Genomic DNA, 15,685 nt, shown 5'->3' with positions numbered 1-15,685 from the left:
GTCACCGCCGCTTCGCGTTCGCGCGGTCCTGCAGGCCCTCGCCCAGCAGGCTGAACCCGAGGACGCAGACGAACAGGGCCAGGCCGGGTGGGACCGAGGTCCACCACCGTCCACCGACCACGTCTGCGGCGCCCAGGCTGATCATGGCACCCCATTCCGCCTCGGGGATGCTCACACCCAGACCGAGGAAGGAGAGCCCGGCCAGGGTGAGCATCGCCCAGCCGCAGTTCAGCGGCGCGATCACCCGGACGGGAGTGAGGCTGTTGGGCAGCAGGTGCCGCCACAGCACGCCCACCGGCGACGCGCCGGAGGTGATCGCGGCGTCCACGAACGGCAACTCGCGCAGCGACCGCACCTCGGCGCGGACCAGCCGGGCGTACGCCGGGGCGTTCACCGCGGCGATCGTGATGATGAGGTTGATCGTGCCGTTGCCGAGCAGGGCGGCCACGGCAAGCGCCAGGATGAACGTGGGGAACGACTGGAAGATGTCGACCACCCGCATCAGCACGTCGTCGAGCCAGCCGCCGAAGTAGCCGGCGATCAGTCCGAGCAGGGTGCCGACGACCACCGCGAGCGCGACAGCGGCCAGGGCGATGCCCAGGTCGAGACGGGCGGCGTAGAGCATCCGGCTCCAGATGTCCATGCCGTTGCCGTCGGTGCCGAGCAGGTGGTTGCCACCCGGGGCGACAAGGGTGTTCGCCGGGTCGATCTCGGTTTCGCCCCACGGGCTCAGCAGCGGCGCGAACACCGCCACCAGCGCGACCACCGACAGGATTGTCGCCCCGGCGATGATCAGACGCCGTGCGAAACGGCTGTCCCGGTCGCCGCCCGGGACGACCACGGGCACCGTGGAGTCGCCGGTGACGGCGGTGCGCAGCTCGGCCATCAGAGCCTCACTCTCGGGTCGAGGATCGCGTGGACCACGTCGGCGATGAGGAACACCAGCACGTAGCACAACGCGATGACCAGCACCGACGCCTGCACCACCGGGTAGTCCCGGTAGAGCAGACCGCGCAGGGCCCACTGGCCGAAGCCCTGCCACGAGTACACGTACTCAACGAGCACTGTCGAGCCGATGGCGGTGCCGAAGACCAACGCGGCAAGCGACGGCAGCCGGACCAGCGTCGCCCGCATCAGATAGCCGTAGTGCAGGGTGCGGCCACGCAGGCCGTGTGCCTGCGCCGCGGCGTACGACTCGGAGTGCAGCACCTCCAGCGCGGAGGCCCGGACGCTGCGCAGCAGCGGCGCGACCACGCCGACGACGAGGGTCAGCACTGGCAGTGCCAGGTACGCCGCGGCGGAGGCGAACGCCGGTCCGTTGGCGGTGAGCACGGCGTCGACGAGGTCGGCGCCGGTGATCGGCGTGAGGTTCGTGTCGGGGTCGACGCGCCCGTTGGGTGCCGGGAACCAGCCGAGGATGCTGTAGCCGACGAGCACTAGCACCAGGCCGAGCCAGAACTCGGGTACGGAGTTGCCGGCCAGGGCGAACATCCGGACGCTGTGGTCGCCGAGCCGGTTGGCCCGTCGGGCCGACCAGACGCCGAGCACTGTCGCCACCACGAGGGCGATGGTCACGGCGATGACGACGAGTTCCAGGGTGGGCCCGATCCTCAGCGCCATCTCCGAGCCCACGGAGTTGCCGCTCTGGATGGAGGTACCGAAGTCCCCGGTGACCAATCCCCCGAGGTAGTCGAGGAACTGTTGCCACAGCGACTTGTCCAGGCCGAAGCGGACCCGGGCGGCTTCGGCGTCCTCCGCGCTGGCGTTGGGCCCGAGGATGCTGCGTACCGGGTCGCCCGGCAGCACGCGGACCAGGAGGAACGCCAGGACGACCACTCCGAGCAGAACGGGGATCAGCTGGAGCAGTCGCCTGACGACGAACCGGAAGATACGCATGGGCGGATGGCGTCCTAGGCCGACGCGCTCAGGTACCGCAGGCGGGCGAGACCGTCCATGGGCTGCACCCAACCGGCCACAGACTCCCGCACGGGCAGGTTGAAGTTCGGCTGGCAGATGACCACCCACGGCACGTCCGCGGCGAGGATCTCCTGGACCCGCTTCCAGAGCGCGTTACGGGCAGCCGTGTCGACGGTGGTGTGCGACTTCTCGTAGATCTGCTCGATCTCCGGGTTGCTGTAGTTGGAGTAGTTGAGGTTGGCGCCCTTCACGAAGCTCGTGGCGAGCATGTACTCGATGTCGTCGACCCAGAGCTGCCCGGAGGTGATCTGGAGCGGGATGTTCTTCTTGGTCCGTCGCTCGCCGAGGGTCGCGGGGTCCAGCGGGGTCAGCTTGAGCCTGATGCCCGCCTTCGCGGCCTCGCTCTGCACCTGGACGGCGATCTTCTGCTGTTCCTCGTTGTCGGACTCGAAGACCAGCTCGGAGTCCAGCGACGAACGGCCGGCGGCGGCCATCGCGGCCTTGGCCTTGTCGATGTCGTGGGCGTACGGGTAGCCGTTGTCGTCGTGTCCGGGCATGTCCAGCGGCACAGTGCTCTTGGCCGCGCGGGCGTCACCGCCGTACACGTTGCTGATGATCTGCTCGTAGGGCACGGCATAGGCGAGCGCCTTACGGATGTTCACGTCGTTGAACGGCGCCGCGGTGACAGACATCTGGATGGCGACCTGGCGGTTGCTGGGGGCCGAGATGACCTTGATGCCGGGCGTCTTCTTGAGGTCCTGGATGTCGCGCTGGCTGATGCCGAGGGCGATGTCGACGTCACCGGCCTGCAGCTGCAACCGCTGGTTGGACGCGGCCGGCACGACCGAGATCCGGATGGTCGGCGTCTTGGCCGGGTCGGGGCCCGGGTAGTCGGTGTTCGCGCTGAGCTCGATCTCCTGGCCCTGGTTGGCCTTCGTAACGTTGTAGTAGCCGCCGGTGGGCGGGTTCTTCGCGAACCACTCCTTGGCCCAGGGGTCGCTGGCGGTGGCGTGCTTCTTGGCCTCGACGGAGTCGAAGACGTACAGCGAGATCGCCTGGATCTGCCGGGTGAGGGCGCTGGGGAACGCCTGGTGGAACTCGACGGTGTAGTCGTCGACGACCTTGACCTGGTCGGCGCTCGTGAGGCCGATGGTGCGGTAGACGCCTGCCACGTTGGCCTGGGCGGCGAACGCGCGGTCCTTCGACCACTTCACGTCGGCGGCCTTCATCTCGTTGCCGCTTGCGAACTTCACGCCGCGACGCAGCTTGAGCGTCCACACCTTCTGCTCGGCGTCGGGCTGGAACGACTCGGCGAACGTCGGGGTGACGTTCTGGGTGTCGAGGATCTGGCTGCCGCTGGCGGTGGTGACCCCGTAGTCGATCAGGTACGGGAAGACGTTCTTGTAGAGCATCAGCGCGGTCAGGTCGAAGCCGACGAAGTCCTGGTCCCAGCTCGACAGGTAGCTCGAGACAGCGATGCGCAACGTCTTGGCGGCGGGGCCGCCCGACGCGCCGTCCTTCGGCTTGTTGCCGCTGTCCGCAGCGCAGGCGCCGGTGGCCAGAAGGAGCGCGACGCTGCCGCCCAACTGCAGAACCCCGCGGCGGGAGAGCGCGGGCGAGGAGGCGCCCGAGCGGTGTGAACGAGCCATGAGTAGTCCTCCTAGAACCAGGGGGAGACGGGCCGCCCAGCGGACCCACCCCGAGTTCTACAGGATTAAGCGAGAGTGAACAAGCGGGTGAACGGTGTTCACGGGCCGCCTCTGCACCTTTGCCCGAAACCCTTCTCGAAGTGCGGGATTAGCAGGTAGGAAGCGTTCACACGGGTTCACAGAATCGTTACCAAACCTGTTCACGGCGAGCCGCCCGAATGAAGGGCTCCAGCGGTTCCCCCGATCGCCCCGGCGTGCGACCCGACGCGCTGTGAGCGCTCACACGCGCCCGGGCGACCACACCTCTGGAATTTGCGGTCGGCGGCGCGATAGTTACGGCGGAGGAACGTGCCGCCAGGATGCCCTGGACCGACCCGGCGAGGCGGTGCCGCGCCCCCGGGAGACAGCAGCCGTCGCCCTACTTTCCGCAAGACGGCGGCTGGAGATGTTATCGATAAACTGCTATCTTTCGGCGCGGGAGTGCAGGGCACGCTCCCCGTCACCCCAGCCAATCGGCAGGGCGCTCGTGGGCACCACCACCGCGCCGCCTGGCCGGTCGGCGACAAGTCCGGGCCGCTCCGCCGATGCTGGCTGACCGCAGGCGGCCAACGGGCGATTCCGACCCGGCCACATGCCCAGCCTCCCCCCGCCCGCACGGGCGCCCCCGCATCGACGGAGAGCCCGGGCACGAACCGGCTCGTCGATGGCGGACGAGCCGGGCACAGCCGGCGGGTCGTTCGGTCGACGTCGTGCGCACCACCGGCCCAGACGATCAAGGGCAAGGAGGCAAGCAATGGTCAAACGTACACAGCTGTTGTCGACAATCGCCGCCGCAGCCGTTCTCCTCGCGGCGTCCACCGGCGCGGCGTTGAGCGGCGCGCTGGGCGCCACGGCGGAGGCCGCGACCAACGGCACGCTCGCGGCGACCGCCGGATGCGGTAAGGCGCCCACCCTGACCAGCGGGACGCGCACCATCTCCAGCAGCGGGCAGAACCGCACCTACATCCTGCGGATCCCGGACAACTACGACAGGAACCGCCCCTACCGGCTGATCTTCGGCTTCCACTGGCTGAACGGGTCGGCGAACAACGTCGCCTCGGCCGGCTACTACGGTCTGCTGCCGCTGTCGAACAACAGCACGATCTTCGTCGCGCCCCAGGGCATCGACAACGGCTGGGCCAACACCAACGGCCGCGACCTGACCCTCTTCGACGACATCTCCCGGCAGGTGGAGAACGACCTCTGCGTCGAAACGACCCAGCGCTTCGCCCTCGGCTGGAGCTACGGCGGGGCGATGAGCTACGCGGTGGCCTGCGCGCGGCCCACCGTCGTCCGGGCGGTAACCGTGATTTCCGGCGCCAACCTCAGCGGATGCAACGGCGGCACCCAGCCCGTCGCCTACTTCGGCATCCACGGCACCTTCGACAGCGTCCTCAACATCTCCATGGGTCGATCGCTGCGGGACACGTTCGTCCGGAACAACGGTTGCACCGCGCAGAGCCCACGCGAGCCGAGCCGAGGCAGCCTCACCCACATCACCACCACCTACTCCGGCTGCCGGGCCGGATACCCGGTGCAGTGGGCAGCCTTCGACGGCGACCACACCCCCAGCCCTGTCGACGGGTCGTCAAGCCCGAACGACTCGCGGACGTGGACCTCTGCGGAGATCTGGCGGTTCTTCACCCAGTTCGAGACCACGCCGCCGCCCACCACCGCGCCGCCGACGAGCCCGCCACCCACGTCCGCGCCGCCCACCACGCCTCCGCCGACCACACCGCCACCCACCACCCCGCCGCCGACCGGCGAACCGGGCGTCTGCACCGCCACCTACCGCACCGTGAACACCTGGCCCGGCGGTTTCCAGGCTGAGGTCACAGTGGCCAACACCAGCACCGCCCCGCTCAACGGCTGGACCGTGCGCCTGGGCCTGGCCTCCGGCCAGACCATCAGCAGCCTCTGGAACGGCGTCAACACCGGCACCACCGGCACCGTCAGCGTCCAGAACGCCGCATACAACGGCTCGTTGGGCCCGAACGCCTCCACCACCTTCGGATTCACCGCCACCGGCAACGGCGCCACGCCGCCCAGCGGCGTCACCTGCACCAGCCCCTGACCGACGGCGACACGTGTGCCCGGAGCCAGCCGGCTCCGGGCACACGGCGCGACAGTTCTGTCCAACATGGACAACGTGTACGTCGAGTACGTCCGACCCGGGACGACGACCGGCGACGCCACCTGAGCGAACGCGGGCAGCACACAGCCCTCCGGCGACGCTTCCTGACCGATCGGCCACCGCCAGCCGCCCAGGTCTGCACCGGCCGGTGTACGCCAGTGCCGACCGGGCCGTGCGTTCGGTGCAAGGTGCCCTCAGCCACCGGTCGAGACGGCGATCGGCGGCGGCGAATCGGTGTCCAAGACTCGCTTTTCGCAGGTGGCGGGGGGTTGCTATGGTCGCCGCGACGCCGGACCTCGGCGCCGACGGGAGGGTGTGCGATGGGGCTGATGGACATGCTCCGGGGCGAACTCGTCGACATCGTTGAGTGGCTGGATGACAGCCGGGACACGATCGTCTGGCGGTTCCCCCGGTACCAGAACGAGATCAAGATGGGCGCCCAGTTGGTCGTCCGGGAGTCCCAGACGGCGGTCTTCGTCAACGAGGGGAAGATCGCCGACGCCTTCCCCCCGGGAACGTACACGCTGGAAACCCGGAACATGCCCATCCTGTCCACCCTCAAGGGCTGGAAGTACGGCTTCAACTCGCCGTTCAAGGCCGAGGTGTACTTCGTCAACACCCGGCAGTTCACCGACATGAAGTGGGGCACGCAGAACCCGATCATCCTGCGTGACGCCGAGTTCGGCGTGGTCCGGGTGCGGGCGTTCGGCGCGTACGCGGCCCGGGTGGTGGACGCCTCACAGCTCCTGCGGGAGCTTGTCGGCACCGACCCGCAGTTCCGCACCGAGGAGGTGCAGGAATACCTGCGGCAGCTCATCGTGGGACGACTGGGCAACGCGCTGGCCACGGCGGGCGTGCCGCTGCTGGACCTGGCGGCGCACCAGGACGAGATCGGCCGGCGCCTCGCGGGCGTGTTGACAGCGGAGCTGGCCGAGGTCGGTATCGCGATCCCCAAGTTCGTCATCGAGAACGTCTCCGTGCCGCCGGAGGTGGAGCAGGCGCTCGACAAGCGGACCAGCATGGGCGCTGTCGGCGACCTGGGCCGGTACACCCAGTTCCAGGCGGCCAACGCCATGGAGGCCGCAGCCAAGAACCCAGGCGGCGAGGCGGGCGCCGGCATCGGGCTGGGCATGGGCATGGCCATGGGCCAGCAGATGTCCCGGGCGATGGCGGGCGGCTCGGGCGCGCCGCAGCCGGCACCAGCCGCCGCACAGCCGGCCCCCGCTCAGCCGGCCGCCGCCGAGCCGCCGCCGCTGCCGAACCAGGCGCAGTGGTACGTCGGCGTCGCCGGGCAGCGGCAGGGCCCGTACGACCTCGGTGGGCTGGCCGAGCAGGTGGGCGCGGGCACGTTGGGCCCGGACACGCTCGTCTGGCAGGCCGGCATGGCTCAGTGGCAGCCCGCCGGGCAGGTGCCGGAGCTGGCGGCGGTGCTGGCCAGCGTCCCGCCACCGCTGCCGCCGCAGTGAGGGGGCGAGTGCCGGCATGAGCGAGATTGCGGTTTCCCCGCCCTCGTACGGGTGCGGGGGGTGTGGCGCACGCGTGGAGTACACGCCGGGCGCGGCAGCGCTGAGCTGCCCGTACTGCGGGTACCGGCAGGAGGTCGCCGGTGCCGGCCGGGAGGTGCGCGAGCACGCGTACAACGAACTGGCGAGCCTGCCGCGCAAGCCGGTGGCAAGCGTCGCCGCGCACGCGTACGTCTGCCCGGCCTGCGGCGCTCACACCGAGAGCGACGCTATCGCGAAGCGCTGCCAGTTCTGCGCCACGCCACTGGTGGCGGAGAACGTGACCGGCGAGTTGATCGCGCCGGAGGCGGTGCTGCCGTTCGCTGTGGACCGGGCGGGCGTGCGCACCGCCCTGGGCACCTGGTGCCGCAGCCGCTGGTTCGCGCCGGGGAGCCTGAAGAAGGTAAGCGAGGCGGAGACGCTCAAGGGCACCTACCTGCCGCACTGGACGTTCGACGCGCGAACCGTGTCGGACTACCAGGGTCAGCGCGGTGAGCACTACTACGTCACCGAGACGTACACGGTGACTGTGGACGGTCGGCAGGAGACGCGCACCCGACAGGTGCGCCACACCCGGTGGCACCCGGCGAGCGGCACCGTCCGCCGGGACTTCGACGACGTGCTGGTGCCCGCCACCACGCACCTGCCGGCGAAGCAGCTCGACGAGCTGGCCCCGTGGCCGCTGACCGAGGCGGTCGCGTACCACAGCGACTACCTGGCCGGATATCACGCGCTGCGCTATGACACCGAGCCCGAGGCGGGGCTCGTCGAGGCGAAGTCGCGGATGGCACCGGTCATCGAGGGGGACTGCCGGTCGGACATCGGCGGGGACGAGCAGCGGGTCTCCGCGGTGGACACCGCCTACTCGGACGTGGCGTACAAGTTGATGCTGCTGCCGGTGTGGATCGCCGCGTACCTGCACGCCGGCAAGTCGTACCAGGTCCTGGTCAACGCCCGGACCGGCGAGGTCATCGGCGAGCGTCCGTACAGCGCGGCGAAGATCGCGGCGGCGGTGCTGGCCGCGCTGGCGCTGGTGGCGGCGCTCGTGATGGCGTACGTGCTGAGTCGCTAGCTTCTCCCCCGTCGACGGGCACGCACAGCGGCACGGGCCACCGGTACCGATACCGGTGGCCCGTGCCGATGCGCTTCAGGCCGCCGAAGCGGTCCGGACTGGTGGACGGGTCGAGGAATGCCCGAGCGGCCGATTCGCGAGTGCGCGATCCGCAGGAAGGTGACGGCATGACAACGGTCGCGACGGAAAGGGCCCCGATGGACGCGCTGAGGAAGACCTCGCTTGTCGCGGGCGTGTTCTATGTGCTCACCTTCGTCTCGATTCCGACGCTCTCCCTGTACGCGCCGGTGCGCGACGCTGACTACATCGTCGGCACCACGTCGGACACCTCGGTCGCCGTCGGCGCCGCCCTCGAGGTGATCGTCGCCCTCGCCTGCATGGGCACCGCCATCGCGCTGTATCCGGTGCTCAAGCGGCAGGGTGAAGCCCGTGCGCTGGGCTTCGTCGGCGTCCGGGTCCTCGAAGCCGCAGGCATCTTCATCGGCGTCGCGAGCCTCCTGACGGTCGTGGCCCTGCGGCGGGCCGAAGTCGGAGCGGACGCGCTCGTCACCGGTCAGATGCTTGTCGCCTTCTACGACTCGATCTTCCTGCTCAGCCAGAGCTTCCTGCCGGCCGTGAACGCCCTGCTGCTGGGTTCCCTGCTGTACCAGGCACGCCTGGTGCCACGGGTACTCCCACTGATCGGGCTCGCGGGAGCGCCCCTGCTCGTCGCCGCCGATCTCGGCATCCTGTTCGGTCTCTGGGACCGGTTGTCCCCCGTGACGGCCCTCACCGCCCTCCCCATCGCCGTGTGGGAGTTCTCGCTGGGCGTCTACCTGATCGTCAAGGGCTTCAAGCCCTCGCCGGTCACCGCCGACCTGGCTGTCAACGGCGTCCGGCCCGTCCAGGACACCACCGTCTGACCGAGGGGCAGCGGCTGCCGCCGGCCGCGGTTCAGGCCGCGCGCCGCCGGGCCTCGCTCATCGGCTGGCCTGTCGAATCGGGTGACCCGCGCCGCCGACGTGGGTGGCGGACGGGTCGGCACCTGCCCGGGCGTGGCCGCCCCGGACGTCCTCCTCGATGCGCTTCGCGGCGGCCAGCAGCGGCGGGAGCAGGTCCCGGCGGATCACCTCGAAGGAGCCCCGGGAGGCGTGCGCGGAGACGTTGACCGCGGCGATCACCGTTCCGTTCTCGCCATGGATCGGCGCGGCGAGCGACCGCAGCCCTTCCTCCAACTCCTGGTCCACTATCGCGTACCCCTGGGCGGCGATCTTCGCCAGGACGGTCCGCAGCTTCGCCGGGTCGGTGATGGTGCGCCGCGTCAACGGCCGCAGCTGGGCCGTGGCGAGGTAGGCGTCCAGCCAGTCCGCCGGTTGCGCGGCGAGCAGCACCCGGCCCATGGACGTGGCGTACGCGGGGAAGCGGGTGCCGACGCTGATCCCCACCGTCATGATCCGCTTGGTGGGAACGCGGGCGACGTAGACCACCTCGTCGCCGTCGAGCACCGACACCGAGCAGGACTCGCGTACCTGCGCGACAAGCGCCTCCATATGCCGCTGCGCGACCTCGGGCAGGCTCAGGCTCGACAGGTACGCGTAGCCGAGGTCGAGGATCCGCGCCCGCAGCGAGAAGAGCCTGCCGTCGGTGTGCACGTAGCCCAACTCGACCAGTGTGTGCAGGAACCGGCGCGCGGCGGCCCGGGTCAGCCCGGTCCTGCGGGACACATCGCTGAGCGTGAGTTGCGGGTGGTCGGCGTCGAACGCCCGGATCACCGCGAGCCCGCGCTCCAGCGATTGGACGAACTCCGGCGATCTCGTCGCCTCCGCGCGCACGCTCACCCGGCCTCCTGCCGCAGGGCCTCCCGGGCCACCTTGAACGCCCGGTTGGCCGCCGGTACGCCAGCGTAGACGCCGACCTGGAGCAGGACCTCCGCCACCTCCTGCCGGCTCAGTCCGTTGCGCAGCGCGGCGCGGACGTGCATCGCCAACTCCTCGTCGTGGTGCAGGGTGGCGAGCACGGCGAGGGTGATGCAACTGCGGGTACGCCGGTCGAGGCCGGGCCGGCTCCACACCTCGCCCCACGCATAGCGGGTGATGAAGTCCTGGAAGTCGGCGGTGAACTCGTCGGTGCCGGCCACCGCGCTGTCGACGTGCGCGTCACCCAGCACCTGCCGGCGTACCGTCATGCCTGCCTCGTGCCGCTCCCTGTCGTTCATCGGTCTCCCGGTCTCTCGTCGAAGTGGTCCAACAGGAGTCGGCTCACCTGCCCGGGTTGCTCGACGTTTGCCAGGTGCGCCGCCGCGCCCACCACTGCCAGCCGGGCACCGGGGATGCGCCCGACGATCTCGCGGGCGTGTTCCACGGAGGTGGCCCTGTCGTCGGCGCCCGCGACGACAAGTGTCGGCGCGTCGATCCGGGCCAGGTCGGGGCGCAGATCCATTGTGGCTATCGCCTCGCAGGACGCGGCGTAGCCGGCGGGGGACGTCGCGGTGAGCATGGCACGGTGGGTGGCGACCACGTCCGGTCGGTCGGCGGCGAAGCCGGGAGTGAACCAGCGGGCCACCACAGCGTCGGCGACGGCTTCCAGCCCGACGGCTCGTACCGTCGCCGCCCGGTCCCGCCACTGCTCGGGTGGGCCGAGCGACGCCGACGTGCAGAGCAGCGCCAGCCGCCGCACCCGGTCGGGCGCGTGCGCGGCGAGCCACATGCCGACCATGCCGCCGAGGGAGAGGCCCGCGTAGTGGACCCACGGCACGTCGAGGTCGTCGAGCGTCCGCAGCAGCTCACAGCCCAGAAGATCCATCGTGTACGGGCCGGACGGCACCGCCGAGCGGCCGTGGCCCAGGTGGTCGTACCGGATGACCCGGAACCGCTTCGCGAGGGCCGCCACCTGGGGTTCCCACATCGCGCCCGTGGTGCCGAGGGAGCTGCCGAGCAGCAGCACCGGCGCGTCGGCCGGTCCGTCGACTGTGGTGTGCAGCCGAGCTGTCATGTCTGCGGCCCTCGCACGGCGGCCAGGGCGTTGTCGACGAACCGGCCGGCCGAGCCGAGCCAGCGGTGCGGGTCGAGGGCCTCGTCGACCTGCGCCTCGGACAGGTGGGCGCGGACCTGCGGGTCGGCGAGCAGGGCCGCGCGGAACGAGGGCGCGGCGGCGGCGCGGGTGACCAGGTCGTGTGCTGCGCTGCGGCCGAGGGCGGGTGCCAGCCGCGCGGCGACCGCCTCGGCGAGCACGAGCCCACCCGTGGCGTCGAGGTTCCTGCGCATCCGCTCCGGGCGGACCTGGAGCTCGGCCAGCATCCGCGCACACCGGCTGGCCGCGCCGCCGGCAAGGTGCAGCAGGTCGAGCAGGGGCTCCCACTCGGCGTGCCACGCGCCGGCGGCCCGTTCGTGCTCCTGCACGGCGGCGGCGAACAGTGTGGCGACGAGGCCTGGACCGCGCCGCGCGGCGGAGCCGATAAGCACCGAGTCCACCGGGTTGTGCTTGTGCGGCATCGCCGAGGAGCCGCCCCGCCCGGCCCCGCCCTCGGCGACTTCGCCGATCTCGGTCTGGGCCAGCAGCCCGACGTCGAGCGCGAGCTTGCCGGTGGCCGCGAGAAGCCCACCGAGGGCGGCGGCCAGGTCGAGCCGGGGCTGTCTGCGGGTGTGCCAGGGCAGCGGGCTGGCTGGGAGACCCAGGTGCGCGGCGAACCGCTCGGCGATGTCCGGGCCGGCCGGGCCGAGCGCGGCAAGGGTGCCGACCGCGCCGCCGAGTTGCGCGGGTTGGGCGGCGCCCGCCTGCCGGAGCCGGTCCCGGGCGTCGACAAGGCCTGTCAACCAGCCGGCGGCCTTGAGCCCGAACGTGGTGGGTGCCGCCTGCTGCCCGAGGGTCCGGGCGACCAGGACGGTGTCCCGGTGGGTGTCGGCGAGCCGGGCGGCGGCATCCACTGCGGCGTCGAGGTGGCGCAGCAGCGGCCCGAGCGCCCGTACGGCCACCAGGCTCAGCGCGGTGTCGAGGATGTCCTGGCTTGTCGCGCCGATGTGCACCCAACCCTTGGCGTGCTCCGGCACTGCGGCGGTCAGCTCCCGCACCAGCGGGACGACAGGGTTGCCTGCCGCGTCGGCCGTCCGGCCGAGGGACGCCGTGTCGTACCGTTCGGCGCGGCACTGCTCGACTATCGCGTCGGCCGCGGTCGTGGGCAGGACACCGGCGTCCGCAGCGGCGCGGACGAGCGCGGCCTCCGCGTCGAGCAGGGCCCGCAGCAGGGCCGTGTCGCCGAGTTCCAGGTCGACGTCGGAAGCACCGGAGAGGCTGCCCAGCAGCCCGTCAGACGGCGAAGAAGACTGTCTCACGGTCACCCTGGAGGCGGATGTCGAAGCGGAGCCCGTCCGGCGTGGGACTGGCGATCAGTGTGTCCCGGCGGTCGGCGTCGACGCTGCGCAGCACGGGGTCGCCGCCGTTCGCCGCCGGCTCGTCGGGAAAGTAGAGCCGGGTCGCGAGACGGTGCAGCAGCCCTCGACCGAGGACCGACAGGGCCAGGTGAGGTGCCTCGGTGCCGCCGTCCGGGTCGGGCAGCGGCCCCGGCTTCACTGTCAGCAGCTCGTACCACCCCTGCCCGTCGGTCTCGCTGCGCCCGAAGCCACGGAAGCCCGCCAGCGCTGGCTGCCGGGCCCCGCGCGGGTCGTCCGGGTGGTCGAAACGGCCGTCCGGGTCCGCCTGCCAGCTCTCCACAAGCGCGTCGACAACCGGCTCCCCGGCGCCGTCGAGGATCCGGCCGCGGATCCAAAACGCCCCGGGCGTGCCCTCGGGGACGACGTACGGGCCGTCGGGCCAGCGCAGACCGATGTGCAGGTACGGCCCGACGGTCTGCGCGGGCGTCACACCCAACCGCTCACTCATCGTCGTCCTCGCCCTCGAAGGGAGTGCTCGCCCGGCCCCGCAGCACGATGTCGAACTCGTACGCCAGCGCCCACTCCGGCACCGTCGTGGCGTGGTCGTACCGGGCGACCATCCGGTTGCGCGCGTCCGGGTCGCGGACCGAGTTGAAGATCGGATCCTGGAAGAAGAGCGGGTCACCCGGGAAGTACATCTGCGTCACCAGGCGCTGGGTGAACGCGCGGCCGAAGAGGGAGAAGTGGATGTGCGCCGGCCGCCAGGCGTTGTCGTGGTTGCGCCACGGGTAGGCGCCGGGCTGCACTGTGATGAACCGGTAGCGCCCCCGCTCGTCGGTGAGCGCCCGGCCCACCCCCTCGAAGTGGGGGTCGAGCGGTGCAGGCCAGGTGTCGCTCGCGTGGCGGTACCGGCCGGCGGCGTTTGCCTGCCAGATCTCGACGAGCGTGTGGGGCACCGGCCGACCGTCGCCGTCCCGGACCCGGCCGTGCACGATGATCCGCTGCCCCTGCGGCTCCCCGTCGTGTTGCCGGGTCAGGTCGTGGTCGAGGTCGCCGAGCCGGCCCTCCCCCAGAAGCGGCCCGGTGATCTCGGTCAGCCGTTGCGGCAGGTAGGTGAGCGGCTGCTTCGGCGCGCGCCCCACTGTCGACTTGTAGCCGGGGCTGAGCAGCGGCGGGTGGGCGTCGATGTCGTCGCGCCGGTACTGCGGCAGCACCAGGCCGGCGTCGGCAGGGTGGACGGAGTTCTGGGTCATTGTCGTCTCCCGTCAGGCTTCCGGTGCCACGGCCTGCCGCTGCGGCAGTGGCTGCTTGGTCGCCTCCAGCGCCCGCAGCACCGCCAACTCGTGTGCCGTCGGCGGCTCGCCCGTGCTGAGCGGCTCCACGACGGCGAGGTCCCAGCCGGTCGCCGCACGCGCCTGCTCCCGGGTCACGCCGGGGTGCAGGTGGGTAAGCGTCAGCTCGCAGGTGACCGGGTCGGGTTCGAGGACGCCGAGATCGGTGATCACCAGGCGTGGCCCCCCGCCGCGTAGACCGAGCCGTTCCCGGTCGCCTGGGCCCGACCCGTACCCGACAGAGGTGACGAAGTCGACCCGTTCGGTGAACGTCCGGCGGTTCTGCCTGACGATCACCACGACCTCCCGGCAGGAGGCGGCGATCTCCGGGGCTCCCCCGGCGCCGGGCAGGCGGACGACCGGTGCGTCGTAGTCGCCTCCGACGACAGTGGTGTTGATGTTGCCGTACCTGTCGAGCTGCGCGGCTCCGAGGAAGCCGACGTCGATCCGGCCGGGTTGGAGCCAGTAGTTGAACACCTCGGGCACCGACACCACGGCGTCGGCCGTGTCGGCCAGCACGCCGTCCCCGATGGACAGTGGCAGTCGGTCCGGCTTCGCGCCGAGGCAGCCGGACTCGTAGACGAGCACCAGGTTCGGGGCATGGGTGGCCCGGGCCAGGTTCGCAGCGGTGCTGGGCAACCCGATCCCGACGAAGCAGGCGGCGCCGTCGCGCAGTTGGCGGGCCGCCGCGACTGTCATCATCTCGTCAGCGGTCCAGGCCGCCGGCCCGTCGCTCACGCCGTCGCCCCGGCCCGGTGCACGTGCTGGTCCAGCCAGTCGCGGAAGGTGTCGCGGTGCCGGCTGACGGCGTCCCACGCCCGGTAGAAGTCGTTGTCGCGTACGGAGTAGCCGTGGGCGTAGGAGGGGTGTGCGCCGCCGGGCACCTCGGCCACCGCCGTGACCGCCCAGCCGGGCAGCACTACCTGCCCCGGCACCGGCTGCAACTCGTCCACGATCTCCTCGACTGTGACGAGCGAGCGGTGGGCGGCGAGCACCGCCTCCTTCTGCACACCGGTGATGCCCCACATCTGCACGTTTCCGGCCCGGTCGGCGCGCTGCGCGTGCACCACTGTCACGTCGGGGCGCAGGGCGGGCACGGCGGTGAGGGTCTCGCCGGTGAAGGGGCAGGTGATGGGCCGGATGTTCGACGTGTGGCGGAGCAGGTCGGTGCCCGAGTAGCCGCGTAGGACGGCGAACGGCAGCCCGGACGCCCCCGCCACGTAGCGGTTCGCCATGCCCGCGTGGCTGTGCTCCTCCAACTCCAGCGGACGCGGCCAGCCGTGCTGCACGGCGTCGCGGAAGCGGTGCAGCGACCCCACCCCCGGGTTGCCGCCCCAGGAGAAGACCAGGCGACTGGCGCATCCCGCGCCGATGAGCTGGTCGTAGATGACGTCGGGTGTCATCCGCACCAGTGTCAGGTCCTGCCGACCCTGCCGGATGATCTCGTGACCGGCGGCGAACGGGATGAGATGCGTGAACCCCTCCAGGGCCACCACGTCACCGTCGCGGACCAGGTCCGCGACACCGTCGGCCAGCGAGACGAGCTTCGCCATGACCCTCCCCGGACCCGCCGACTGTTCGCTATACGCACTGTCGTACTGATGTCGAACGTACGGCCGGTATCGGCATCCGTCAACGGCACGCCGTTGACGCGAGCGGGACCGCGTGCCACCGTTCTACAAGAGAACGGTCGTT

Annotated in this window: 15 protein-coding genes; 4 read left to right on the top strand and 11 right to left on the bottom strand. The window is 71.1% G+C overall.

The genetic code is table 11. From position 1 onward, the window contains the following. Position 1 precedes the first annotated feature (1 nt). Genes ADK66_RS15850 through ADK66_RS15840 form a run of 3 tightly spaced genes read right to left on the bottom strand, consistent with a single transcriptional unit; the run spans position 2 to position 3,566 of the window. Positions 2–886, bottom strand: a complete 885-nt coding sequence (locus tag ADK66_RS15850; protein ID WP_053655961.1) for an ABC transporter permease — start codon at positions 884–886, stop codon at positions 2–4. Beyond that, entirely contained in the window at positions 886–1,896 is a 1,011-nt protein-coding gene (locus tag ADK66_RS15845) for an ABC transporter permease (protein ID WP_053655959.1), read from the bottom strand. The genes ADK66_RS15850 and ADK66_RS15845 overlap by 1 nt, the downstream gene beginning before the upstream one ends. Positions 1,897–1,910: 14 nt before the next feature. Further along, positions 1,911–3,566 (bottom strand): ABC transporter substrate-binding protein, encoded by a 1,656-nt coding sequence (locus ADK66_RS15840; protein WP_053655957.1) that lies wholly within the window; start codon positions 3,564–3,566, stop codon positions 1,911–1,913. Positions 3,567–4,359: 793 nt separating this feature from the next. Between ADK66_RS15840 and ADK66_RS15835 the strand changes: the two genes are divergently transcribed. The 4 genes from ADK66_RS15835 (at position 4,360) to ADK66_RS15820 (ending at position 9,215) form a co-directional block, all read left to right on the top strand. Continuing rightward, complete coding sequence (locus ADK66_RS15835; RefSeq protein ID WP_053655955.1) at positions 4,360–5,679, top strand: cellulose binding domain-containing protein; 1,320 nt, start codon at positions 4,360–4,362, stop codon at positions 5,677–5,679. 380 nt (positions 5,680–6,059) lie between these two features. Then, positions 6,060–7,205 (top strand): SPFH domain-containing protein, encoded by a 1,146-nt coding sequence (locus tag ADK66_RS15830; RefSeq protein ID WP_053655954.1) that lies wholly within the window; start codon positions 6,060–6,062, stop codon positions 7,203–7,205. Between the two features lie 73 nt (positions 7,206–7,278). Further along, positions 7,279–8,313 (top strand): hypothetical protein, encoded by a 1,035-nt coding sequence (locus tag ADK66_RS15825; protein WP_231640052.1) that lies wholly within the window; start codon positions 7,279–7,281, stop codon positions 8,311–8,313. A 167-nt stretch (positions 8,314–8,480) separates the two neighbouring features. Then, on the top strand, positions 8,481–9,215 hold the full coding sequence (locus ADK66_RS15820; RefSeq protein ID WP_231640051.1) for a DUF4386 domain-containing protein: 735 nt from the start codon (positions 8,481–8,483) through the stop codon (positions 9,213–9,215). A 57-nt stretch (positions 9,216–9,272) separates the two neighbouring features. Here ADK66_RS15820 and ADK66_RS15815 read toward each other — a convergent pair whose 3' ends face one another. From ADK66_RS15815 to ADK66_RS15780, 8 genes are read right to left on the bottom strand one after another with little or no spacing between them, the layout of a single operon-like run. Continuing rightward, on the bottom strand, positions 9,273–10,130 hold the full coding sequence (locus ADK66_RS15815; protein ID WP_053655948.1) for an IclR family transcriptional regulator: 858 nt from the start codon (positions 10,128–10,130) through the stop codon (positions 9,273–9,275). Next, a complete protein-coding gene (gene pcaC, locus ADK66_RS15810; protein WP_053655946.1) occupies positions 10,127–10,507 on the bottom strand; it encodes a 4-carboxymuconolactone decarboxylase in 381 nt (126 codons plus the stop codon). The genes ADK66_RS15815 and pcaC overlap by 4 nt, the downstream gene beginning before the upstream one ends. After that, positions 10,504–11,283, bottom strand: coding sequence for a 3-oxoadipate enol-lactonase (pcaD, locus tag ADK66_RS15805; protein WP_053655943.1), 780 nt, complete (start codon positions 11,281–11,283; stop codon positions 10,504–10,506). Before pcaD ends, pcaC begins: the two co-directional genes overlap by 4 nt. Further along, positions 11,280–12,620: a 3-carboxy-cis,cis-muconate cycloisomerase gene (gene pcaB, locus ADK66_RS15800; protein WP_231640050.1), complete on the bottom strand. Its 1,341-nt coding sequence runs from the start codon at positions 12,618–12,620 to the stop codon at positions 11,280–11,282. Before pcaB ends, pcaD begins: the two co-directional genes overlap by 4 nt. Beyond that, positions 12,595–13,167 (bottom strand): protocatechuate 3,4-dioxygenase subunit alpha, encoded by a 573-nt coding sequence (pcaG, locus tag ADK66_RS15795; protein WP_053655939.1) that lies wholly within the window; start codon positions 13,165–13,167, stop codon positions 12,595–12,597. Before pcaG ends, pcaB begins: the two co-directional genes overlap by 26 nt. Further along, positions 13,160–13,912: a protocatechuate 3,4-dioxygenase subunit beta gene (gene pcaH / locus ADK66_RS15790; protein WP_053655937.1), complete on the bottom strand. Its 753-nt coding sequence runs from the start codon at positions 13,910–13,912 to the stop codon at positions 13,160–13,162. Before pcaH ends, pcaG begins: the two co-directional genes overlap by 8 nt. Positions 13,913–13,924: 12 nt before the next feature. Beyond that, positions 13,925–14,692, bottom strand: a complete 768-nt coding sequence (locus ADK66_RS15785) for a CoA-transferase subunit beta (protein WP_053656006.1) — start codon at positions 14,690–14,692, stop codon at positions 13,925–13,927. A gap of 32 nt (positions 14,693–14,724) precedes the next feature. Continuing rightward, a complete protein-coding gene (locus ADK66_RS15780; RefSeq protein WP_053655935.1) occupies positions 14,725–15,543 on the bottom strand; it encodes a CoA transferase subunit A in 819 nt (272 codons plus the stop codon). Positions 15,544–15,685 lie beyond the last annotated feature (142 nt).

Source organism: Micromonospora sp. NRRL B-16802 (assembly GCF_001279555.1).
In the GTDB taxonomy this organism is placed as follows: domain Bacteria; phylum Actinomycetota; class Actinomycetes; order Mycobacteriales; family Micromonosporaceae; genus Micromonospora; species Micromonospora profundi.
This window is presented reverse-complemented; position numbering and strand designations above follow the sequence as displayed.